This is a genomic window from Chryseobacterium pennipullorum, assembly GCF_003384725.1.
In the GTDB taxonomy this organism is placed as follows: domain Bacteria; phylum Bacteroidota; class Bacteroidia; order Flavobacteriales; family Weeksellaceae; genus Chryseobacterium; species Chryseobacterium pennipullorum.
This window is the reverse complement of the sequence record NZ_QNVV01000003.1, coordinates 1-21,117: the sequence shown is the minus strand read 5'-3', so window position 1 is coordinate 21,117 and position 21,117 is coordinate 1. Positions and strand designations below refer to the sequence as shown.

Genomic DNA, 21,117 nt, shown 5'->3' with positions numbered 1-21,117 from the left:
AATTCAGAGTGGTAAAAAATTATTATAACCAACACAGAAGCATGCTGAATAAGGAATTCAAGAAAAAATTCGATGCTGAATCCAATACCTTTAAAAAAGCGAGCATCAAAGGAGACTTCCTTTTTTTCATGAAGAAAATGGACAGTATCGAAAACACGGCGCTGATCGGTGCCTTATTAAGGGTAAGAAACCTGGAAGACCTCCACACGATAAAGAATCTGAAAGGAACATCTCTTGAAAAAAATTCAGACGTAGAGAAAATTGCTGATTATCCTGGTGGAATTAATTCTCTGAGACAAGAAGTTGCAGATCTTCTGTATGTAGATGGTGTCAATTCTGTCACCCCAACCGTAAAGACTGATGTTGCATTTATTGTGGAAAAAGATGGAAGCATCAGTAATGTGCATGCGCAGGGTGATAATTTTACCTTCAACAGGCAGGCTGAAATTGCGTTGTATTCCCTAACAGAAAAATTTTCTCCGGCAACGATTAAAGGAGATCCGGCTGCCTACCGTTTCAGAATTCCTTTAACTCTTACACTGGCCAAATAAAATATCCGGACAATCTCCATATCCTTTATTTAAACTTTGACTACATGTTTACAGACGAATATTATATGAAAATGGCCCTGCAGGAAGCAGAAGCCGCTTTAGAAAAAGATGAGGTTCCCATCGGATGCATTGTAGTATCCAATAACCGTATTATTGCCAGGGCCCACAACCTGACGGAAACGCTCAATGATGTAACCGCCCATGCAGAAATGCAGGCGATAACCTCTGCTGCGAACTTTCTTGGAGGTAAATATTTAAAGGATTGTACACTGTATGTAACGATGGAGCCTTGCGTCATGTGTTCCGGAGCTCTCGCCTGGTCTCAAATCTCGAAAGTAGTTATCGGAGCAAGAGATGAGCATAGAGGTTTTATCAATAAACACCTTTCTCTACATCCTAAAACTGAGGTTGTAACCGGCATCATGGAAGCTGAATGCTCTTCTATTGTTAAGGATTTCTTTAAAAGTAAAAGATAATGTTATTTCACATGCTCTCATGTGAGAGAGGTTTATTATTATTTAAAACCGGTACTAATTTTTGTCATTGAAGATTGAATACATCACCAGATCAAAATATACTCCGCCTTTTTTTGTTTCCTGTTTTAAAAGTGCTTCTTTTTCCATTCCTATTTTTTCCATAATTTTCCCTGAGGCCGGGTTATGGGGAATATGGGTGGCAAAAATCTTATTGAATCCCAGTGTCTTAAATCCGAAATCTACCACCGCTTTTGCAGCTTCCGTTACATAGCCTTTGTTCCAGTAAGGTATTCCTATCCAGTAGCCCAATTCCGCCTTGTCGTCATCCCTGTCATGAAGTCCGATAGCCCCAATGATTTCTCCGTTCTTATTGCGGATTGCAAAGGTGTATCCGGTATTTTCAGCAAAGGCTTCTTTAGATATTTTGAGCCAGAATTCAGCATCATTCTCTGTATAAGGATAAGGGATATTGGAAGTAAGATCTGAAAATATTCTATGCTGAAGAAACTCAACAATAGGAGGAATATCTTTCTCTTCCAGCTGTGAAAGGATAAGTCTTTCTGTTTCAATGATTGGAAACTCTTTCATGATATTAAATTAGTGTTGAGGTTCTGTTTACTAAGTCTTTACAGATCTTTTCCCAAAAAATAAAGTCCCTTCAGCGTATGCAGTCTGTCCATGACATGGATTTTATCCGTCAAAGGCTTATAAACATGCGAAACGCCGCCAGTGGCGACTACAAAGCAGTCGTCATTAACCTCATCATTAATACGCGTCACAAATCCTTCTACCATACCCAGAAAACCATATACCATTCCGCTCTGCATGCAGGTTACGGTATCCAGTCCTAGTACTGATTTTGGCTTCTTCAGTTCAATTTCAGGAAGCTGTGCAGTTTGGCTGATCAGGGAATTCAGGGATGTTACAATTCCCGGAGCAATAATTACCCCTAATGTTTCTCCTGTCTCTGTCACACAGCTTGCGGTAAGGGCTGTACCGAAATCGATAACGATCTTTTTTCGGTTAGGATACAGATTATGGGCAGCAACAAGGTTAGCATAAATATCTGTTCCCATCTGTTTGGATTTTGCCTGAACGCCTGAAGGAGTCGCCCTGTCTACAATAACAGGAGTAACTCCATGGATCTTTCTGATCCCTGAACTCATTACTTTGGTCAACTGGGGAACTACCGAACCAATAATGACTTTGTCTATTTCCTTTGGCTCAATTTTATAGGTCTGATACAGCATCAGCATCTGTACATACAGCTCATCTGCCGTCCTGTATGGCTTGGTATTGATCACCCACGAAATATCACAATTATCTCCATTAAAGAGACCAAACCGGATATTACTGTTCCCTACGTTTATTACAATTGAATTCATTTATATTTAACAGGCTTAGATTTGAAAAATTGGAATCCCAAATTTATAAAAAAATAAAAGGAGTACTTCTAAATACTCCTTTTATCTCTTATGTTGGTCTTTTTTTATTTTACTTCTACAAAATTGTCTGCCATGTTGACGTCTGCAATTCTCTGGCTGAAATCGATTCCCAGCACGGACAATTGAGATTTCGTATAAGGAATGGTAAGCGTATATTCTTTCTGTGTCCACGGCCAGTACGGCATCGTCTTAAATTCACCATAGGCATCCTTTTCTTTCCATGCATGAGTCATGTTCAGTGGAATCTGATAGGTCACAATTTTCTTATCGGCAGTCATCACACTGAAATCAATTGGCATCGGTACCTGGCCATTGTTGACCAAAGTAACAGTTGTAGATTTCGCATCGTATTTTACATCCTTGATTGCATAATCAATTGTTTTAGTCGTATTGATCCAATAATGGTGGAACCATTTCAGATCCATCCCCGAAACCTTCTGGGCAATATGAAGAAAATCCCTGTCTGAAGGGTGCTTCATACTCCACTGATCATAATACTGCTTTAATGTTTCAGCAAGATTCTGCTCCCCCATAATGTACCCCAGCTGTACCAGATACAATTCTCCTTTTACATAAGATGCATATGTATAAGCTGTTCCGTTGTCATGATGATCACCCAACCAAACCGCCGGTTCTTCAATTCCTTTTTTCACGAAGTTTCTGTAGGCATCTAACCTTTCAACAAAAGGATTGGGAAGCTTTTCCGGGAACATCTGGTGCATGGTGTATCCTTCTGCATAGCTTGTAAACCCTTCATCCATCCATGGACGTACAGATTCATTCGTCGCAAGCATCTGCTGATACCAGGAGTGAGATCCCTCATGAGCCATCAGTCCCATCAATCCCTGAATGTCACTGGCCTCGCCAAGAATCATGGTACACATTCCATATTCCATACCGCCGTCACCGCCCTGGATAAATGCATACGTAGGATATACATATTTTCCGAAGTGGCTATTCATAATCTGGAAATATTTTGTGATATAAGGTTGAGCCTGGCTCCAAACTTTGGTTTTATCATTTTTCTGATAAACCAGGTATACCTTGGGCCCATCAGGAACATTAAAACTTTCTACAGAATAGTCTCTGTCTGCACTCCATGCAAAATCAAGAATATTTTTTGCAGTCCATTTCCAGGTCGCTTTCTTATCTTTTTCTGCCTTCACTTTGGCATTGGCATCATATCCTTTTACATCAGCAGGGTTTTCCAGGATACCTCCTGCTCCTACGACATAGTCTTTATTGATTTTTATGGTTACATCAAAATCTGAGAACGGCGCATGGAATTCTCTTCCCATATAATCGAACGTGGCCCAACCATCATAGTCATATTCTGCAATTTTTGGGTACCACTGAGTCATGGTCATATCCACGCCCTCCCTGTTATTTCTTCCACTTCTTCTGATCTGCTGAGGAATTACCGCATCCCAGTCCATCGTAAATGTCGTTTTGGAATTTGGTTTTAAAGGTTCAACCAGATAAACTTTCATGATAGTCTCCTGAACTTCAAACTTCAGGTCTTTTCCATTTTGTCTGATCCAGTGAATATTCTGAGCCCCTTCCTGATCCTTAGGAATAGATCCCAGTCTGGAAATTCCTTCTTTCTGCAACCGTGAGTCACCATTTTTTCCCTGCGAAGCCACTCTCTGATCCATCATAGAGTTAGGTTTAAAGGCATTCCAGTACAAGTGGAAATAAACCACATTCAGCTCATCCGGTGAATTATTGGTATATTCTAAAGTCTGCTTACCCTGGTAAGTAAATTTTTCAGCATTGACGTCAATGTCCATCTTATACTTTGCAGCTTGCTGATAATAAGCTCCTTGCTGAGCCTGAAATTGTGAAATGATAAACGCAAAAATGATTGCAGCCGATTTTCTCATTTAAAATTTTATTTTTTTAAAGGTAGGTAATTTAAACAAAACCCTCAAACAGGAGTTATCCGAAGGTTTTTGAGCCTTGATCCTTGTCAAGGTTCTAAACCTTGACAAGGATCAGCAAGGCTCAAAGGCTAGTTCTTAGCAGCCGATTCTTTCTTTCCGCTTTTTAGGATTTTTTCCAGGATTCTTAAAGTAATCAGATAGGTTGGTTTTACACCGGTAAGCCCCAATCCTCCTGAAGACAGAGTACTTCCTGTCTCTAAAGGATTATCTGATGCATAGTACGCATAGCATACAAACAGATCCGGTGAAATATGATGTCTGATTTTAGATGCTACCTGAATTGCTTTCTGATAATGTGCCCCTTCCATTTCCAGACCAATGGCCTTCCATGAAGTATTCATAAAGTACGAAAGAATATCTCTGTTTTGAAGTGATGTTCCAAGTACAGTGATCATAGGCCCTTCAAAGGCTTTTAACTCATCATCGTTAAAGTCATCAAGTTTCAATGCATTTTCAAATGGATAATTATCAGCAGTTCCTTCAAAAATATGGGATGTAGGAATCATAATATCTCCTTTCTCACCGGTAAGAATACCAGCTTTTCCCATAATAGAAACGGATTTCACCTTCATCATATAAACCTCTCCTTTGTGCTCGAATGGTCTTAAAAGCTCATCCATTACTTCAAAAGCCTGTTCCCCAAAGGCATAGTCAAAAACCATAACTACATCGTCTCCCGAAAATTTAATATCGGCAAATGGAGTATTTTTAAGGTCTGTTTTGCTGAGGTCAATGATCTGAACATCAATATTACTTCCGCTTTTATCAGCAATATGAATCATTCCTTCATCCAAGGCGTACTTCAGCACTTTATCCCGAAGTTCCTTTTTATTTGAGATGTCTTCATACAGTTTATAGTCTACTTCATGATGCTGTTTCTTTTTCAGTGCATGATTGGCATACAATACATTTTTCACCGAGTGCATGTTGGCAGAAATAATATGCAGCGGACGCATATGAAGATTATTTTCAAATAAAATTTCCTTCACCTTATTGGCCCATTTCTCACCAAAATAATGGTGTCCTACTCTTTCTTTTAATATTGCACTGAAATGAATTTCTCTCTCTCTTGCTCCTTTTGCATCTTCAAGACTTACCTTTCCTAAGTTATAGATGATTTTAAATAAGCGGTCCGGATTACTGTCATCCCCAAAAGTATTATAGGCTCTCAGCGTTTCATCAAAAGTTCTTCCTATTAAAGAAGAAAGGTGAATAAGGGCCACCTCTTTTTCTCTTCTGCTGTATTTTTTATCCCCTTTTACAACGTCTTCAATAATTTTAAAGGCACGGGTAGGTTTCCAGTTTTCATCCTGGATAAACGCCAGATTACGGATTTTATCCGCTTCAATAAATAAAAAGGTAAGGTGGGTAAGAATGTCATAAATTTCGGAACGGCCCAAAAGAACCTCGATATTCATCTGGTGCTCGTCTATTCTGTAACAGTTTCTTCTTCTTTTCTTTGGAACAATCGGTTCGAAACTTCCTTTATCAAACCCCTCATCTGAAGTCAGATGGATAAAAGCACACTCCTCAATCCCTTCCGGAAGTCTGTCTAAAACATACATCAACCCATCCAGTTCCAATTTGTTCGGAATATTCATGGTGCCATAAATTTCCGGATTGATGGTTTTCAACAAACTTCTGATACTTTCCCCTGAAACACCTCCCGGCTTGAAAAATCCTCTATAAAATAAATGTCTCATAGAAATATATAATCTTTCAATAGCCTCGGTTGTTTCTCTTGCTCTAGAATTTGTCATAAAATAAATTTCATACAAATATACAAAATCTCTGCCCAAATTATTTTAACTATCTTTTAATAAGTTGTTTAAAACTAATGAACAGATGAGGCTTCCGGATCATACCCAACACAGTAAATCGATCACTATTTTGGAATACATTTTAAATCATATATATTTACATCTGCATGACACATTGAGATTACATCTTTTTTATGATCTGGAAGGTTTATTCTCAATTTATTTTCTGAACAGACCTCCAATTTGGTTTTAGATTTCTGTACTGTACAGGGTTCAAGGGCACCAAACTTTTACATTATAAAACCAAAAGCCCCCTATCAAAAATAAACTATTGTTTAATTTTTAGTTAAAATTTAAATGACCCCTAAAATTTTTAGGGGTAAAATGATTTCAATTCATTTTTTTTGTAAATTTGCCCCATAAAAAATCACCCAATATGTCAACCTTAAGATTCAAAGCATTAGAAACCCTTCCATTTAAGGACTTCAGAAAAGATAATTCTGTTGAGATCCCTGCGAAATTGTCAGAACTGTTCTGTACAAATGTTTTCTCAGAAGAAACCATGAGAGAATACTTAACAAAAGAAGCATTCAGCTCTATCATGGACGCGATCAAAAAAGGAACGAAGATTCAGAGACATATCGCAGATCAGGTAGCTGTAGCAATGAAAGATTGGGCCATGAGCAAAGGAGTAACACACTACACGCACTGGTTTCAGCCTTTAACAGGTACGACTGCAGAAAAGCACGACTCTTTCTTTACTCCAATTGAAGGAGGAAGAGCTATCGAAAGATTCAGCGGAAACATGCTGATCCAGCAGGAGCCGGATGCATCATCATTTCCGAACGGAGGAATCAGAAATACTTTTGAAGCCAGAGGTTATACGGCATGGGACCCAACTTCCCCCGCATTCATCATGGGAACTACCTTATGTATTCCATCCATTTTCATTTCTTACACAGGAGAGACCCTGGATTATAAGGCTCCCCTTTTAAGAGCATTGAATGCTGTAGACGAAGCTGCAACGAGTGTGATGCAGTATTTTGATAAAAACGTAACAAAAGTAACGCCTACTTTAGGTTGGGAACAGGAATATTTCCTTGTTGACTCCGCATTATACCAATCCCGTCCGGATCTTGTTTTAACCGGAAAAACATTACTAGGTCATTCTCCGGCAAAAGGGCAACAGCTGGACGATCACTACTTCGGTTCTATTCCTACAAGAGTAATGAACTTCATGAAGGAACTGGAAATCGAATGTATGAAGCTGGGAATTCCTGCAACAACAAGACATAATGAAGTTGCTCCTAACCAGTTTGAGCTTGCTCCAATGTTTGAAGAAGTAAACGTTGCAGTAGACCACAACTCGTTGTTAATGGATATCATGGCAAGAGTAGCTCACAAGCACCACTTCCACATTCTATTCCACGAAAAGCCTTTCGCTGGTGTAAACGGAAGCGGAAAACACAACAACTGGTCTTTAGCTACAGATACCGGAGAAAACTTGCTAAGTCCTGGAAAAAACCCAAAGAAAAACTTACAATTCTTAACATTCTTTGTCAATACCATTAAAGCAGTTCACGAATATGCAGACCTTTTGAGAGCAAGCATCGCTTCTGCAAGCAACGACCACAGACTTGGTGCCAACGAAGCACCACCGGCTATTATTTCCGTATTTATCGGAAGCCAGCTGTTCAGCGTATTGGAAGAGCTTGAAAAAGTAACGAGCGGGAAGCTTTCTCCGGAAGAGAAAACAGAATTAAAATTAAATGTTGTTGGAAAAATCCCTGAAATTTTATTGGATAATACTGATAGAAACAGAACTTCTCCATTCGCATTTACAGGAAATAAATTTGAGATCAGAGCGGTAGGATCTTCTGCAAACTGTGCTGAATCAATGACAGTAATGAATACCATTGCCGCTAAGCAGTTAAATGATTTCAAAAAAGAAGTGGACACCCTTATCGAAGGAGGTTTAAAGAAAGATGAGGCGATCTTTAACGTTCTTAGAGAATACATCAAACAGTCTAAAAGCATCATGTTCGAAGGGGACGGATATTCTGACGACTGGGCAAAAGAAGCTAAGAAAAGAGGCCTTAATAACCTGAAGACCACTCCGGAAGCCCTTAAGCAGGAAATGGACAAAAAATTCCTTGACCTTTACGAAGAAATGGGAATTTTCAATCACAGAGAAGTAGAGGCAAGAAACGAAATCAAACTTGAAAAGTACTCAACGGTTATCGATATCGAGTCAAGAGTACTGGGTGACATCGCCAGAAACCACATCATCCCTTCTGCTTTGAACTATCAAAACAGATTAATTGAAAACGTAAAAGGCCTTAAAGAGATCTTTGGAGATAAAGAATTCAAGCCATTGGCAAAAGAGCAGATGAGCTTGATTACAAGCATTTCTGAAAATGTTTCTAAAATTAAGCTGGGTGTTGAAGATCTTCTTAAAGCCAGAGAAGCAGCTAAAAGCATATCAGACAGCCAAAAGCAGGCGGAAGCCTACTGTAACAAAGTAAAACCATTATTTGACGGAATCAGGGAAGCTTCTGATGCGCTTGAGATGATGGTGGACGATGAGCTTTGGCCGATGACAAAATACAGAGAAATGCTATTTACAAAATAATCTCTGTAAGTTCCATATTAGTTTAAATTCCCTGGTTTTCCGGGGAATTTTTTTGTTTTATTAACATTCTGAAAATTGGAGTTTTAAATCGCAAAACACGATATATAGAAGAATATCGATAGCGTTTGTTAAAGAATCTTAATAAAAAAAACCGCAGGCTTACCAAAAACAGGCAGTTGCGGTTTATTTTTCTTTAACATATGTAAATAATATGTTAAATAGTGTTAAAATAAGATCCTGATAATTATCATTACAAGGGTCTTTTGGTCGGAATCTCTACTTTTGTAATGCTTTTGAAAATAAATATTCCTTTTTAACACGGATAATCAAATATATATGAAGAAAAGAGTTTTGTTTTATTTAGTTGCTCTAGTTACTACAGTTTCATTGCAATCGTGTGCTACTAATTATGTAGTTTCAAAACCAGCAACTTACACAAAAGAATACAAAACAGATGCCAAACTAGCTTCTATCGACAGTAAAAAGATTGAGCAGGATAAACAAAAACTGATCAATTCTTTTCTTGCTGAAAAGGCAGCATCTATAGCAAATGCTAAAAAAGCTATTAAGAATTCTGAGATTGCCAAAGCAATCAAATACAATAAAACCATCGATAACATCCTTACGGAAGCAGAAACATACCTTGGAACACCTTACAGATACGGAGGAACTACAAGAAGAGGTATTGATTGTTCAGCTTTCGTTCTTTCTGTTTTCGGAGCGGCAGCAGGCCTTACCTTACCAAGAGTAGCAGCGTCTCAGGCTCAGGAAGGGGAAAGAATTGAAAAAGGAGACCTACAGAAAGGGGATTTGATTTTCTTTTCTCACGGAAGAAGAATTTCTCACGTAGGTATTGTAGAAAGCGTTACTGAAGAAGGTGAAATCAAATTCATCCACGCAGCAACATCAAAAGGAGTAATGGTATCTTCTCTTAATGACTCTTACTGGGGTCCTAAGTTTAGATTCGCCAAGAGAGTGATCAACCAGGATGGAGAAGCTTACAACAACCTCGCCGCTATCACTCCAGCTACACCAGCAAATTTTTAATTTTATAAATAATTGATTTAAATAATGAAGCCATCAAAATTTGATGGCTTTTTTATTGTTCTTTACTTTCTAATTAAGTTGAGTTCAAAGCCAATAGATATATTTACACCAAAGAGGGCTGAAGCCGCTGGTATTGATTCTTGTCAGAACCTAGCTGTTTTTGTCTATTTCGATGTCCAGCTTATACAGAAGTCCATAAACTTCTGAAAGCGAAAATTTAGTCTTTTTAAGCCTGTTTAAGGCTGGATCTATCGAATAGTTAACCGAAGTTCGAAAATCCGTCTTTTCAAGGTTTGTATTATCGAAAACAGCGCCCGACAGATTGCAGTTATTAAACACAGCATTAGAAAGGTCACATTCTGCAAAATCAACTTCAATTAGCTTCGAATTTTCAAAAACGGTTTTCTTTATGGATGTTTGATAGAAAACAGAATTATCAAGCGAACAGCCATCAAACCTGAAAGACAGACCAAATGCATTACAATCGTTAAACTGTAGCCCAAGCATTTTACATTCCAGGAAAACGGCATCCCTAAAAGCCGCTGAAGTCAGCTTTGTCATGCTGAGGTTACATCCTGTAAACTCACAGTCTGTAAAACTACAACCGGAGAGGTTTGCATACTCAAAGCTGCAATTCTTAAAAACACAGTTCTCATACTCTCCTTTTTCAAGCGGAAATTGTACAAAATCTGTATTCTCAAAATTCTGATCTAAAACATACACGTCTTTCATAAAATGTAATATTTAATGGGTATCGCAATATGGTCTGCAGATTTTGCAGATCTAAAAAGTAAGGCAAATCGTTGGAAACGGCTATACCAAGCTGTTTTTATCCGAATAGTTAAGCTTAAAGAAAATAAAAGTCATCATCGAAAAGGCCAGCAATGAGCTGCCTCCGTAACTGAAATACGGCAGGGGAATCCCAACGGTCGGAAAAAGCCCCATAACCATTCCCAAATTGATCGAAAAGTGCATCAGGAGAATGGAAGCAAAGCAATAGCCAAATACGCGGTTAAAAGTCGATTTCTGTTTCTCGGCGAGATAATAGATCCGACCGATATAGACCATATAACACAGGACAAGAACCGCACTTCCAACAAATCCCCATTCTTCCCCTACCGTACAAAAGATGTAGTCGGTTTCCTGTTCCGGAACGAATTTCCCTTGCGTAACAGATCCCTCGCGGTATCCTTTTCCAAGCAGCCCTCCCGAACCAATCGCTGTTTTTGAGTATAATAAATTGTATCCTGAAGTATCTCTGAATGCCTTTTCACCTTTATAAAGAACCTCGATCCTTTCTCTCTGGTGCTTCGGAAGTTTTTCTAAAATATAAGGCGAACCAAAAGCCAGACCACACAATAAAAGAATAGAGCCCGCAATCCCGGAAATGGAAATAACATCCCAGGACATTCTATGATAATTCATCGCAATCAGTATTCCCGCAATCACCACAATAACTATTGCAACGTAGACAGGCGGAACAGCAAGTGCGATGAGAAAAACTCCTGCAAAGATAAATCCAACACCAAACAAAAGGCCACTAAGCCCTTCTCTGTATAAGGCGATAAAAAAGGCAATAAATACGAGCATAGAGCCTACATCCGGAATAGCGAGAACTACCGCTGCGGGCACTCCTACAATAGCAAGAGTAGTCCATAGCGATTTCCTGTTTTTGAGATTAAAATCCGGTCCGGAAACATAATTGGCAAGCATCAGAGCGGTTCCGATTTTCGCAAATTCAACTGGCTGCATCGTAAAACTACCAAACTTATACCAGTTCTTCTGCCCCAGAATTTCTTTTCCAAAAGGGAAAAGACCGATCAGCAGGAGGACACCTCCTATATAAATGATCCCAGCCATATTTTCAAAGAACTTACTTCTGCTGAAGAAAATTATAATCCCTACAAACACAGAAAGGCAGAAGAAAATCAACTGCTTTTCGCCTAGTTTCTGGTCAACACTGTAAATATTGGCAATCGCAAAAATGCAAAGCAGGAAATACAGCCCCAGGCCCAATTTATCTATTCCTTCTGTCCATTTCATTGCTTCGCAGATTTAGTGTTTTTGGTTTCTTCGTCTATCTTTTTCTGTAGCTTTGCTTTCTGCTGTTTGATAAATTCTAAACTATCCTGTATTTTTTTTCGCTTAATAGAATCCGGTTTAGGATCTACATACAGGCCTTTTCGTTTAAGGTCAGCAATCCACTGTCTTTTATATTCAGGCATAAAGCTGGCTCCGGTCATCTTTTTATACAGATGTTCTCTCTTCAAATCTCCGGTAATATACTTCTCTGCAATTACCGTACATGCCGGTCCTGCCCATGTGGCTCCAAATCCTGCATGTTCCATGACCGCAACCACCACAATTTTAGGTTTTTCGGCAGGAGCAATAAGCACGAATATGGAATTATCTTTTCCTTGCGGAACCTGAGCGGTCCCCGTTTTCGCAAGCTGTGTAAAATCACTTGACTTCAAACTACGCCCGGTACCTCTCAGAACAACAGCCTCCATTCCTTTCAATACAGGATCAAAGTGCTTAGGGTCCACAAGTGTTTTATGTTTTACTTTAAATCTTTTATCAGGATTTGGCTTACCGTCAATAGCTTTTACAATGTGAGGAGTATAATACCATCCTTTATTGGCAATTGCGGCCACAGAGTTAGCCATTTGCAAAGGAGTAAGCATGACGTCTCCCTGACCCATCCCATTAAATACTGCACCAGTAGCTAAAGGATCCCAGGTTTTGGTTTCTTTGCCTCCATTAATCCTTTTCATCCTTTTTTCATAAAACTCTCCGCTTGGGATTCTTCCTTTTGATCCTGAAGCCAGGTCATTATTTAAGAACTCTCCAACACCAAAGCTGTTCATGATTTCTTTCCATTCATCAACCCCTTTGGAAGGATTACCAGGATATTTATTCATGATCGCCAGATACGCATATGAAAAATAACAGTTACTTGAAACCTGAATAGAAGGAATCAGAGGGTCTGCTCCTCCGTGTCCCTTAATTCTCAATCCCCTATAATTGAATCCGCCGCCACATGGGAAAACAGTCTTTTCATCCATCACCCCCATTTGCATTCCTGCCAGAGCGGTCAATAGCTTAAATGTTGATCCCGGAGGATAGGCAGCCTGAACAGAACGATCGAAAGTCGGTTTATTCTCGTAGAGGGTATCTTTTGATAAGGCATACAGATTTTTGGACTTGGAGGGTCCCGTAAACAGATTCGGGTCGATATCCGGTCCTGAAGCTAAGGTAAGGATTTCGCCGTTGTTCGGGTCAATAGCCACGATCGCCCCATGCTTATTGACGAGCATTTCCTCGGCTATTCTCTGGAGGTCATAATCGATGGTCAGTGTGATATCCTTTCCAGTAACAACATCCTTATCCAAAGCCCCGTTTTTATAGGAGCCAATATTTCGGAGTCTGATATCTTTCTGGATGTACTTCATCCCTTTGACCCCACGAAGTTCTTTTTCATAAGATTTTTCCACCCCTTTCTTTCCGATAAAATCTCCGGGAAGGTAATAGGTTGAATCTTTTTTAATTTCAGCGTCATTCACCTCATTGGTATATCCTAGAAGGTTTCCTGAAGTAGAAACTTCGTATTGTCTCTGAGGACGCTGTACAATATTAAAAGCAGGATATTTAAAAATTATTTCCTGCACCCTTGCAATATCTTCTCTGCTGAGGTCTTTCAGGAAAGTCATGGGAGTCAGCTTAGAATAGTACTTTTCTTTTTTAATAAGGTTGATTCTGTTGATAAAATCTCCCTTATTTATTTTCATCAGACTGCAGAATCCAAGGGTATCAAAATCCGGTTTCATCAGTGCCTGGGTAAAAGAGATCTCGTAAGCAGGCTGATTTCCAACCATAATCTTTCCGTTACGATCAAAAATAACCCCACGCTGTGGAATAACATATTCTATTTTGATTGAAGTATTGGCCGCATTCAAAGCATAACGATCCGTAAATAACTGCAAATAAGCAAGCCTCGCGACAAAAATTAGTGCGATTGTGACAAGAATGGAAAAAATTTTTAAATAACGTGTGTTCAAACTTTTTGTTTGATTTTAAATATTAATGCGTAAATAACGATAAATATAAATGAAATTACACTGGTCACCAACACATTAAATAATATTTCAAAAAACCTGCTAAACTTAAAGAACTCAATATACTGTACGATAAGCTGATGCAGGAAGATACTTGAAAATAAAAACAGCAAAAACTGCGCCCATTGAAGGGACTGAAAAGAGAAAAAGTCTGTGGACGTATCGGTAGACGTCCGGAATATAATAGTTCTGAAGTAAGCGATCAGGGTCGTCGCAAACGCGTTGATTCCCCATGAATAATGGAATCCGTCAATAGCCAACCCAATTAAAAAGCTTAATGCCAGAAATTGAAATTTATTTCTGAAGAAAGGATAAAACATGACAAACACAGGATACAATACCGGAGTATACTTCCCGAAAATGACAATCCTGTTCAGCACCACAATCTGTAGTGCGACAAGAAAGAGCATAATCAATATGTCAGTAAATAAAGTCCTGCTAATCATTTTCTTTTTTTATTACAGCCTGCATCGTATCCTGAATCTTTTGCACTTCTGCTTTTTTGAGATTCTTCACTACGAATACTTTATTCAACGCTCCCATCTTTTCACTCAGTTCCACGGAAATATCCCAGAAGCCGGTTTTATTATCCACTGAGTATCCTGCGATGGTACCGATCATTACTCCTTTTGGGAAAATTGCTGATTTACCATCTGTAACGACAGAATCTCCAATTTTCAACGCCACATATTTTGGAATATCCGCAAGGTGCATTACCCTCGAATTATCTCCATTCCATGTTAAGGTTCCAAAATATCCTGAATTTTTTAGGGCGGCATTGATTCTAATCCTGTTGACACTCAGTACAGACTGCACCAAAGCATAACTGTCAGTAGAATTGATAACAATCCCAGCGATTCCTTTAGGTGCCATCACTCCCATCTGTGGGAAAACACCATCTCTGCGGCCACGGTTGATTGTAAAGTAATTATTTCTCCTGTTGATACTGTTAAAAACAATTTCTCCATCAACAAAAGTATAGATCTGGCCACCGCCTATTGTATCATGAACTCTTTTAAAAACAGGATTTTGCGCCCCTTCTTTCCCATAAAGCTGCGTCATAAGAGCTTTATTCTGAACAACAAGATCTTCATTGATCTGTTTAAGCTTCAGATAGGAAACTCCTTCATCAATATATCCCGATACCCACGAATTAAGCGCAGCAGTCTGCCCCGCAATCCAGGATCTCTGCATGGCATTTCTGGAGAATATCAAAACCAGAGCAATAATTTGCAGGAATATAAAGAAGACGAAAAGAGTGTTCTTCGAAAATAATCTCAGCAAAAATCCCATTCAGATATATAGTTCGTAAAAAGTTAAAATTATTTAATTAAGAAATTGAATTTATCCATATTCTTAAGGGCAATACCGGTTCCACGTACAACAGCTCTCAACGGATCTTCAGCGACAAATACCGGAAGACCTGTTTTTTTGTGAATTCTGTCCGCGAGACCTCTCAACAATGCCCCACCTCCTGCAAGATAAATACCTGTTTTGTAAATATCAGCTGCCAATTCCGGCGGAGTAAGAGAAAGAGTTTCCATTACAGCATCTTCAATTCTGATGATTGATTTATCCAATGCACGGGCAATTTCTTTGTACCCAACCATAATTTCCTTAGGTTTACCGGTAATAAGGTCTCTACCCTGTACCGGGATATCCTCGATATCCACATCAAGGTCTTCTACTGCAGAACCAACTTCTATTTTGATTCTCTCAGCTGTTCTTTCCCCGATATAAAGGTTATGGTGAGTTCTTAAGTAATAAGCAATATCATTGGTAAATACATCGCCTGCAATCTTTACAGATTTATCACACACGATCCCTCCTAAAGCCACTACAGCAATTTCTGTAGTACCTCCACCTATGTCGATAATCATGTTACCTTCAGGTTTCTGTACATCGATCCCAACCCCAATTGCTGCTGCCATTGGCTCATAGATCAATCTCACTTCTTTTGCATTTACTTTTTGAGCGGAGTCTCTTACGGCTCTTTTTTCAACTTCAGTAATACCAGAAGGGATACAGATTACAATTCTCAGGGCAGGCTGGATGAATTTACCTTTGATTCCGGGAATCTTTTTGATAAATTCTTTGATCATGTGTTCAGAAGCATGGAAATCAGCAATAACCCCATCTTTCAGCGGGCGGATCGTCTTGATATCCTCATGAGTTTTACCTTGCATATGCTTAGCCTGTTCACCTACAGCAATGGGCTTACCCGTAGACCGTTCAATTGCAACAATTGACGGTTGATCAATAACAATCTTATTATTATGGATGATAAGGGTATTAGCCGTTCCCAGGTCTATCGCAATTTCTTGCGTAAACATATCAAATAAACTCATATTTTTCTTCTGATTTTAAGTTTACAAAGATATAAATTTAACACTACTAAAGAAATTTCATACCAACTTAATTTGGTTAAAATTTTATTAAAATTTATAATTCTTTATTAACTTTTAGTCTAGTGATTTACAGAGTTTGAGTTCAACTAAAATTAACCAGGAAAATAACAGGACAAACCGGTTCAATTGTGAAAGACCGAAAAGACTGGCTATGATATCGTTGCACCACGATCTTTTCAGCAAAAATTATTTCAAAACGATCGCCCGTCAAAATGTTAAAACATTGAAAACTCACAGACTCTCTACAGCTTCAATCCCCGCATTATTTGAAGTCTGTTTATAGTTTTTTACGATAATTATCATATATACTTTCAGCGGTTGGTTAATTAAAAAAAGCGTAAATTTGCGACTGCTTATGTTACAGTATTCCAACATTCATCAAACTTCAAATTTTGCTGTGCTTTCCATCAGCTACGAAAAGGCCGATGTTGAAACTAGGGGAAAATTTGCATTCTTTGACGAAAACATCAAAAACTTTGTTTCCAGGGTTCACGAAGAAGATCTTGGAGATGCATTTGTGGTCTCTACATGTAACAGGACCGAAATTTATACAACTTCTTCCAATTATCTTCTGATCGCTGAAGAATATTGCAAAACCATTGGAGTACATCTTACAGACTTTCTTCAGTTTGCCAATATTCTTACCAAAGAGGAGGCTCTCATACATCTTTTCAGAGTGGCAGCCGGTCTCGAAAGCCAAATTATTGGAGATTTTGAAATCATCGGACAGATCAAAAAAGCATACAGCCGCTTTAAAAAAGAAAGACAAAATTCCAATCCTTATCTGGAAAGAGCGATCAATGCTGCCATACAGATTTCAAAAAGGATAAAGAATGAAACCGGTATTTCTAATGGTGCAGCCTCTGTTTCTTATGCCGCGGTTCATTATATTTTAAACAGCCAGAAGAGAATTGCTGAAAAGAACATTCTTCTTTTAGGCGTTGGTGAAATCGGGCAGAATACGGTTGAAAATCTGGTAAAACATGTTTATCAGCCAAAGATTAAAATTGCGAACCGGACTCAGGAAAAAGCAGAAAAGATTTCCCAGAAGTACAATATTCCCCATGTTGACTATTCCGATTTTGATCAGGAACTAAAAAACACAGACATCCTTATTGTGGCAACGGGAGCAAAACACCCTATTGTTAATCAGTCACATTTTCCGAACGGAAAAGAGACCCTGGTCATCGATCTTTCTATTCCCCATAACGTAGAGAAGAATGTTACCGAGAACGAAAATGTAACATTGATTGATGTGGATGAGCTTTCAAAGCAGATTCAAGAGACTATTCAACAACGTGAAAAAGAAATTCCAAAAGCTGAAAAGATCATTAAAGAGCTGATGAAGGACTTTATTGAATGGGAGAAAAAGAGAAAGCTGGCCCCCAATATTCATCATTTCAAAGCGGTATTAAAGAATATGGAACGCAATGAGATGCATAATTTTTATAGAAAAAATAAATACATAAACATCACGGACATGGAGCTTTCTGATAAAATGATCCAGAAAATCACCAACCGTTTTGCAAAATATATCATCGATAATCCTTTAAAAGCCGAAGAAATTAGTAAATTAATGCACGAAATATTAGTTGAACAACCAAACAACGAATTCAATGAAAAGCATTAGAATCGGAACAAGAAATTCCGCACTTGCACTTTGGCAGGCAAGAGAGGTTGCGAGGCACCTTCAAAACAACAATTACTTAACAGAGATTGTTCCTATCGTTTCTTCTGGCGATAAAAATCTTAATCAGCCTCTATATTCCCTTGGTATTACAGGTGTTTTTACCAGAGACCTTGATGTGGCCTTACTGAATGACGAGATTGATATTGCGGTACATTCCTTAAAGGACGTACCCACCCAATTGCCTCAGAACGTAGAAATGATCGCTTATCTTGAGCGAGATTACCCACAGGATATTCTCATCAGAAAAGAATCTGCAAGGAATAAAGAGTTCCATGAACTGAAACTGGCTACCAGTAGCCTGAGAAGAAGAGCATTCTGGCTGAGACATTATCCAAATGCGGAATTTTCAGATATCCGCGGAAATATTCAAACCCGTCTTCAAAAGCTTGAGGATGGAGACTTTGATGCTACAATCCTATCTCTGGCCGGAATCAAAAGGATGAAAATGGAGATCGATTACGAGATGCTTCCATTAATGATTTCAGCACCGTCACAAGGCGTAATCGCGGTGGCCGGTCATTCGGACAAATCTGAGATCAATGAGATCCTCCGCAGCATCAACCATGCACCTACCCAGATCTGTGTGGAAATGGAAAGAAATTTTCTAAGCACTTTAGAAGGCGGCTGTACAGCACCTATCGGCGCGTTTGCCGAAATATTTGATGACCAGATTCGTTTCACAGCAGCACTTTGTTCCCTGGATGGTAAAAACTGCATAGCTGTAGATGAAAACTTCAAATATGACCCCGCAGAAAATTTTGGAGAAAGGTATGCGAAAGTGGTTCTTGAAAACGGTGGAAAAGAACTGATGGCAGAAATCAAAAGCCAGATTTAATCCGATCAGGGATTATTAAATTCATACGCTTTTCTTTTTCAGTTTTATAATAAGGACATGAAAATCTTATTTACCAAAAATATAGACCCAGCCATTATATCCAAAGAATTAGGAGAAGATATCCCGGTTGACTGTATTGAAGTAATCAAGACCCAGCCTATCATGGTTCACCCATTTGATCTTAAAAATCATTCGCTTATATTTACCAGCGTCAATGGAGTGTATTCGTTTTTTAAAAACAGATTCATGCCCAACGAGGACTTTACAGCCAAAAACTACAATAAGATCTATTGTGTAGGTGAAAAGACTAAAAAAGCATTAAGAAAATACGGATTTGGAACCTTCAAAGTTTTGAAAAACGCAGAGGTGCTATCCAGATTCATCATTGGAAACTGCCAGCACGAACAATTTCTGCATTTCTGCGGCAATCTGGCAATTAACGTTCTGGACAAAGACCTTCCGTTACAAAACATCAGGTATAAAAAAATTACGATCTATAATACGGAGGAAATCAATCCTTTAATAAATGAAAAATATCATGCCGCGGTATTTTTTAGTCCGAGTGGAGTTCGTAGTTTTGCAAAGCGAAATTCTCTGGAAAACATGAAGCTGTTTTCTATTGGGGAAACCACTTCCGGAGAACTGAAAAATTATACCCAAGAAAAAATTTTCACCTCTGAAGAAAATACACTTACCTCTATTTTTGATCTGATCAGAAGAGAAGTCTGTATTCTTTAGAAGATGATTACCGTGTTTGGCGGTACATTAGTTTTAAATAGATTATGATTAAAAACGACCTATATTTAAAAGCACTTCGCGGAGAAACCGTGGAAAGACCTCCTGTCTGGATGATGAGGCAGGCTGGAAGATATCTGCCGGAATTCATTGCGCTGAGAGATCAATATGATTTTTTTACAAGATGCCAGACCCCTGAGCTTGCTGCTGAGATCACATTACAACCTATCCGCAGATTTCCTTTGGATGCTGCAATTTTGTTTTCTGATATTTTGGTAGTTCCGCAGGCAATGGGAATTGATTTCAAAATGAAGGAATCTGTTGGACCATGGCTGGATACCCCGATCAGAACAATGGAACAGGTTCAGAATATTGAAACTCCGGATGCGAACGAAACTTTAGGATACGTTTTTGATGCGATTGAACTTACTCTGCAAAAACTGGACAATGCAGTTCCATTGATTGGTTTTGCCGGATCTCCTTGGACTATTCTTTGTTATTGTGTGGAAGGAAAAGGAAGTAAAGCTTTCGATATTGCGAAGTCTTTCTGTTTCCAACAACCTGAAGCAGCTCATTTATTGCTTCAAAAAATCACAGACACCACCATTGCTTATTTAAAAAGAAAAGTGGAAAAGGGAGTTTCTGCAGTACAGATTTTCGACTCATGGGGGGGAATGCTCTCTCCTACGGATTATCAGGAATTCTCATGGCAGTATATCAATCAGATCGTTGAAGCATTAAGTCCGCTTACCCATGTGGTGGTATTCGGAAAAGGATGTTGGTTCGCTCTTGAAGACATGACCATGTCTAAAGCTTCTGCACTTGGTGTTGACTGGACTATTAAACCGGAATTTGCCAGAACATTAACGAATCACACGATGACTTTACAGGGCAACTTCGATCCAGCAAGGCTTCACTCCACTCCCGAGACGATCAAAAGGATGGTGAACGAAATGATTAACCGTTTTGGTAAAGATCGGTATATCGCCAATTTGGGGCACGGAATCCTGCCCAATGTCCCTGTTGAAAATGCTGAAGCATTCATCAGAGCAGTGGTCGACTGGAAACCAACCTTGTAATTACAATTATTTTTCAAGAACAATAAATAACCTTATAGATAACCTCTATAAGGTTTTTAATATATTATCCACTGTGATCTATTGAAAATGGAGATTTAAAGAAGTTCCCACAGATCACACCAATACCACAGATAAAAACTCATCCGGATCCGGCCAATTTTACATAATCATCCGCGCAATCTGCGGGATCTGTGGGAAATAAATATAAACAGCATTCTAATTGTATCGAAGATAAAATCCTTACACTCCAACGGTTTATAACAACCCCTGAAACGTGGATACATAGAAGTTCCCACAGATCACCTTTAGATTTGCAAAAGGATTTAGTTATAAATTAGATAATAATTAAATTCTGAAGAACCAGAGAAAATAAAGTGAACTAAACAGATGGATAGAAACGA

18 protein-coding genes are annotated in these 21,117 nt (G+C 38.8%); 8 read left to right on the top strand and 10 right to left on the bottom strand.

From position 1 onward, the window contains the following. Nucleotides 1-41 precede the first annotated feature (41 nt). Both DRF67_RS04575 and DRF67_RS04570 read left to right on the top strand, forming a co-directional pair. Nucleotides 42-551 (top strand): energy transducer TonB, encoded by a 510-nt coding sequence (locus DRF67_RS04575; RefSeq protein WP_115927459.1) that lies wholly within the window; start codon nt 42-44, stop codon nt 549-551. Between the two features lie 44 nt (nt 552-595). Next, complete coding sequence (locus DRF67_RS04570; RefSeq protein ID WP_115927147.1) at nt 596-1,027, top strand: nucleoside deaminase; 432 nt, start codon at nt 596-598, stop codon at nt 1,025-1,027. A gap of 54 nt (nt 1,028-1,081) precedes the next feature. Here the strand turns inward: DRF67_RS04570 and DRF67_RS04565 are convergent, their stop codons facing one another. The 4 genes from DRF67_RS04565 to DRF67_RS04550 form a co-directional block, all read right to left on the bottom strand. Continuing rightward, nucleotides 1,082-1,615, bottom strand: coding sequence for a GNAT family N-acetyltransferase (locus DRF67_RS04565; protein ID WP_115927145.1), 534 nt, complete (start codon nt 1,613-1,615; stop codon nt 1,082-1,084). Nucleotides 1,616-1,653: 38 nt separating this feature from the next. Further along, nucleotides 1,654-2,412 carry a type III pantothenate kinase gene (locus DRF67_RS04560; protein ID WP_115927143.1) on the bottom strand — a complete coding sequence of 253 codons (759 nt, stop codon included), beginning with the start codon at nt 2,410-2,412 and terminating at the stop codon, nt 1,654-1,656. A 104-nt stretch (nt 2,413-2,516) separates the two neighbouring features. Further along, entirely contained in the window at nt 2,517-4,355 is a 1,839-nt protein-coding gene (locus DRF67_RS04555; RefSeq protein ID WP_115927141.1) for a M1 family metallopeptidase, read from the bottom strand. A 128-nt stretch (nt 4,356-4,483) separates the two neighbouring features. Continuing rightward, complete coding sequence (locus DRF67_RS04550) at nt 4,484-6,175, bottom strand: DUF6909 family protein (RefSeq protein WP_115927139.1); 1,692 nt, start codon at nt 6,173-6,175, stop codon at nt 4,484-4,486. A gap of 436 nt (nt 6,176-6,611) precedes the next feature. Between DRF67_RS04550 and DRF67_RS04545 the strand changes: the two genes are divergently transcribed. Beyond that, nucleotides 6,612-8,807, top strand: a complete 2,196-nt coding sequence (locus tag DRF67_RS04545) for a glutamine synthetase III family protein (RefSeq protein WP_115927137.1) — start codon at nt 6,612-6,614, stop codon at nt 8,805-8,807. A gap of 336 nt (nt 8,808-9,143) precedes the next feature. Then, nucleotides 9,144-9,854, top strand: a complete 711-nt coding sequence (locus DRF67_RS04540) for a C40 family peptidase (protein WP_115927135.1) — start codon at nt 9,144-9,146, stop codon at nt 9,852-9,854. Nucleotides 9,855-10,004: 150 nt separating this feature from the next. Here DRF67_RS04540 and DRF67_RS04535 read toward each other — a convergent pair whose 3' ends face one another. From DRF67_RS04535 to DRF67_RS04510, 6 genes are all read right to left on the bottom strand, one after another. Continuing rightward, nucleotides 10,005-10,586 carry a pentapeptide repeat-containing protein gene (locus tag DRF67_RS04535; protein WP_115927133.1) on the bottom strand — a complete coding sequence of 194 codons (582 nt, stop codon included), beginning with the start codon at nt 10,584-10,586 and terminating at the stop codon, nt 10,005-10,007. A gap of 81 nt (nt 10,587-10,667) precedes the next feature. Beyond that, nucleotides 10,668-11,897 (bottom strand): rod shape-determining protein RodA, encoded by a 1,230-nt coding sequence (rodA, locus tag DRF67_RS04530; RefSeq protein ID WP_115927131.1) that lies wholly within the window; start codon nt 11,895-11,897, stop codon nt 10,668-10,670. Further along, nucleotides 11,894-13,912: a peptidoglycan D,D-transpeptidase FtsI family protein gene (locus DRF67_RS04525; protein ID WP_115927129.1), complete on the bottom strand. Its 2,019-nt coding sequence runs from the start codon at nt 13,910-13,912 to the stop codon at nt 11,894-11,896. Before DRF67_RS04525 ends, rodA begins: the two co-directional genes overlap by 4 nt. Next, nucleotides 13,909-14,415: a rod shape-determining protein MreD gene (locus DRF67_RS04520; RefSeq protein ID WP_115927127.1), complete on the bottom strand. Its 507-nt coding sequence runs from the start codon at nt 14,413-14,415 to the stop codon at nt 13,909-13,911. Before DRF67_RS04520 ends, DRF67_RS04525 begins: the two co-directional genes overlap by 4 nt. Beyond that, entirely contained in the window at nt 14,408-15,262 is an 855-nt protein-coding gene (gene mreC / locus DRF67_RS04515; RefSeq protein ID WP_115927125.1) for a rod shape-determining protein MreC, read from the bottom strand. Before mreC ends, DRF67_RS04520 begins: the two co-directional genes overlap by 8 nt. 29 nt (nt 15,263-15,291) lie before the next feature. Beyond that, nucleotides 15,292-16,317 carry a rod shape-determining protein gene (locus DRF67_RS04510; RefSeq protein WP_045491741.1) on the bottom strand — a complete coding sequence of 342 codons (1,026 nt, stop codon included), beginning with the start codon at nt 16,315-16,317 and terminating at the stop codon, nt 15,292-15,294. A 415-nt stretch (nt 16,318-16,732) separates the two neighbouring features. On the opposite strand from DRF67_RS04510, the gene hemA reads away from it, so the two are divergent. Genes hemA through hemE form a run of 4 tightly spaced genes read left to right on the top strand, consistent with a single transcriptional unit; the run spans nt 16,733 to nt 20,716 of the window. Beyond that, a complete protein-coding gene (hemA, locus tag DRF67_RS04505; protein WP_115927123.1) occupies nt 16,733-18,007 on the top strand; it encodes a glutamyl-tRNA reductase in 1,275 nt (424 codons plus the stop codon). Then, entirely contained in the window at nt 17,994-18,902 is a 909-nt protein-coding gene (gene hemC, locus DRF67_RS04500; RefSeq protein WP_115927121.1) for a hydroxymethylbilane synthase, read from the top strand. The genes hemA and hemC overlap by 14 nt, the downstream gene beginning before the upstream one ends. Nucleotides 18,903-18,959: 57 nt before the next feature. Next, nucleotides 18,960-19,640 carry a uroporphyrinogen-III synthase gene (locus tag DRF67_RS04495; RefSeq protein WP_115927119.1) on the top strand — a complete coding sequence of 227 codons (681 nt, stop codon included), beginning with the start codon at nt 18,960-18,962 and terminating at the stop codon, nt 19,638-19,640. Between the two features lie 44 nt (nt 19,641-19,684). Then, the gene (gene hemE / locus DRF67_RS04490; RefSeq protein ID WP_115927117.1) at nt 19,685-20,716 is read left to right on the top strand and encodes a uroporphyrinogen decarboxylase; all 1,032 of its coding nucleotides are present in this window, start codon (nt 19,685-19,687) and stop codon (nt 20,714-20,716) included. Nucleotides 20,717-21,117: the final 401 nt, after the last annotated feature.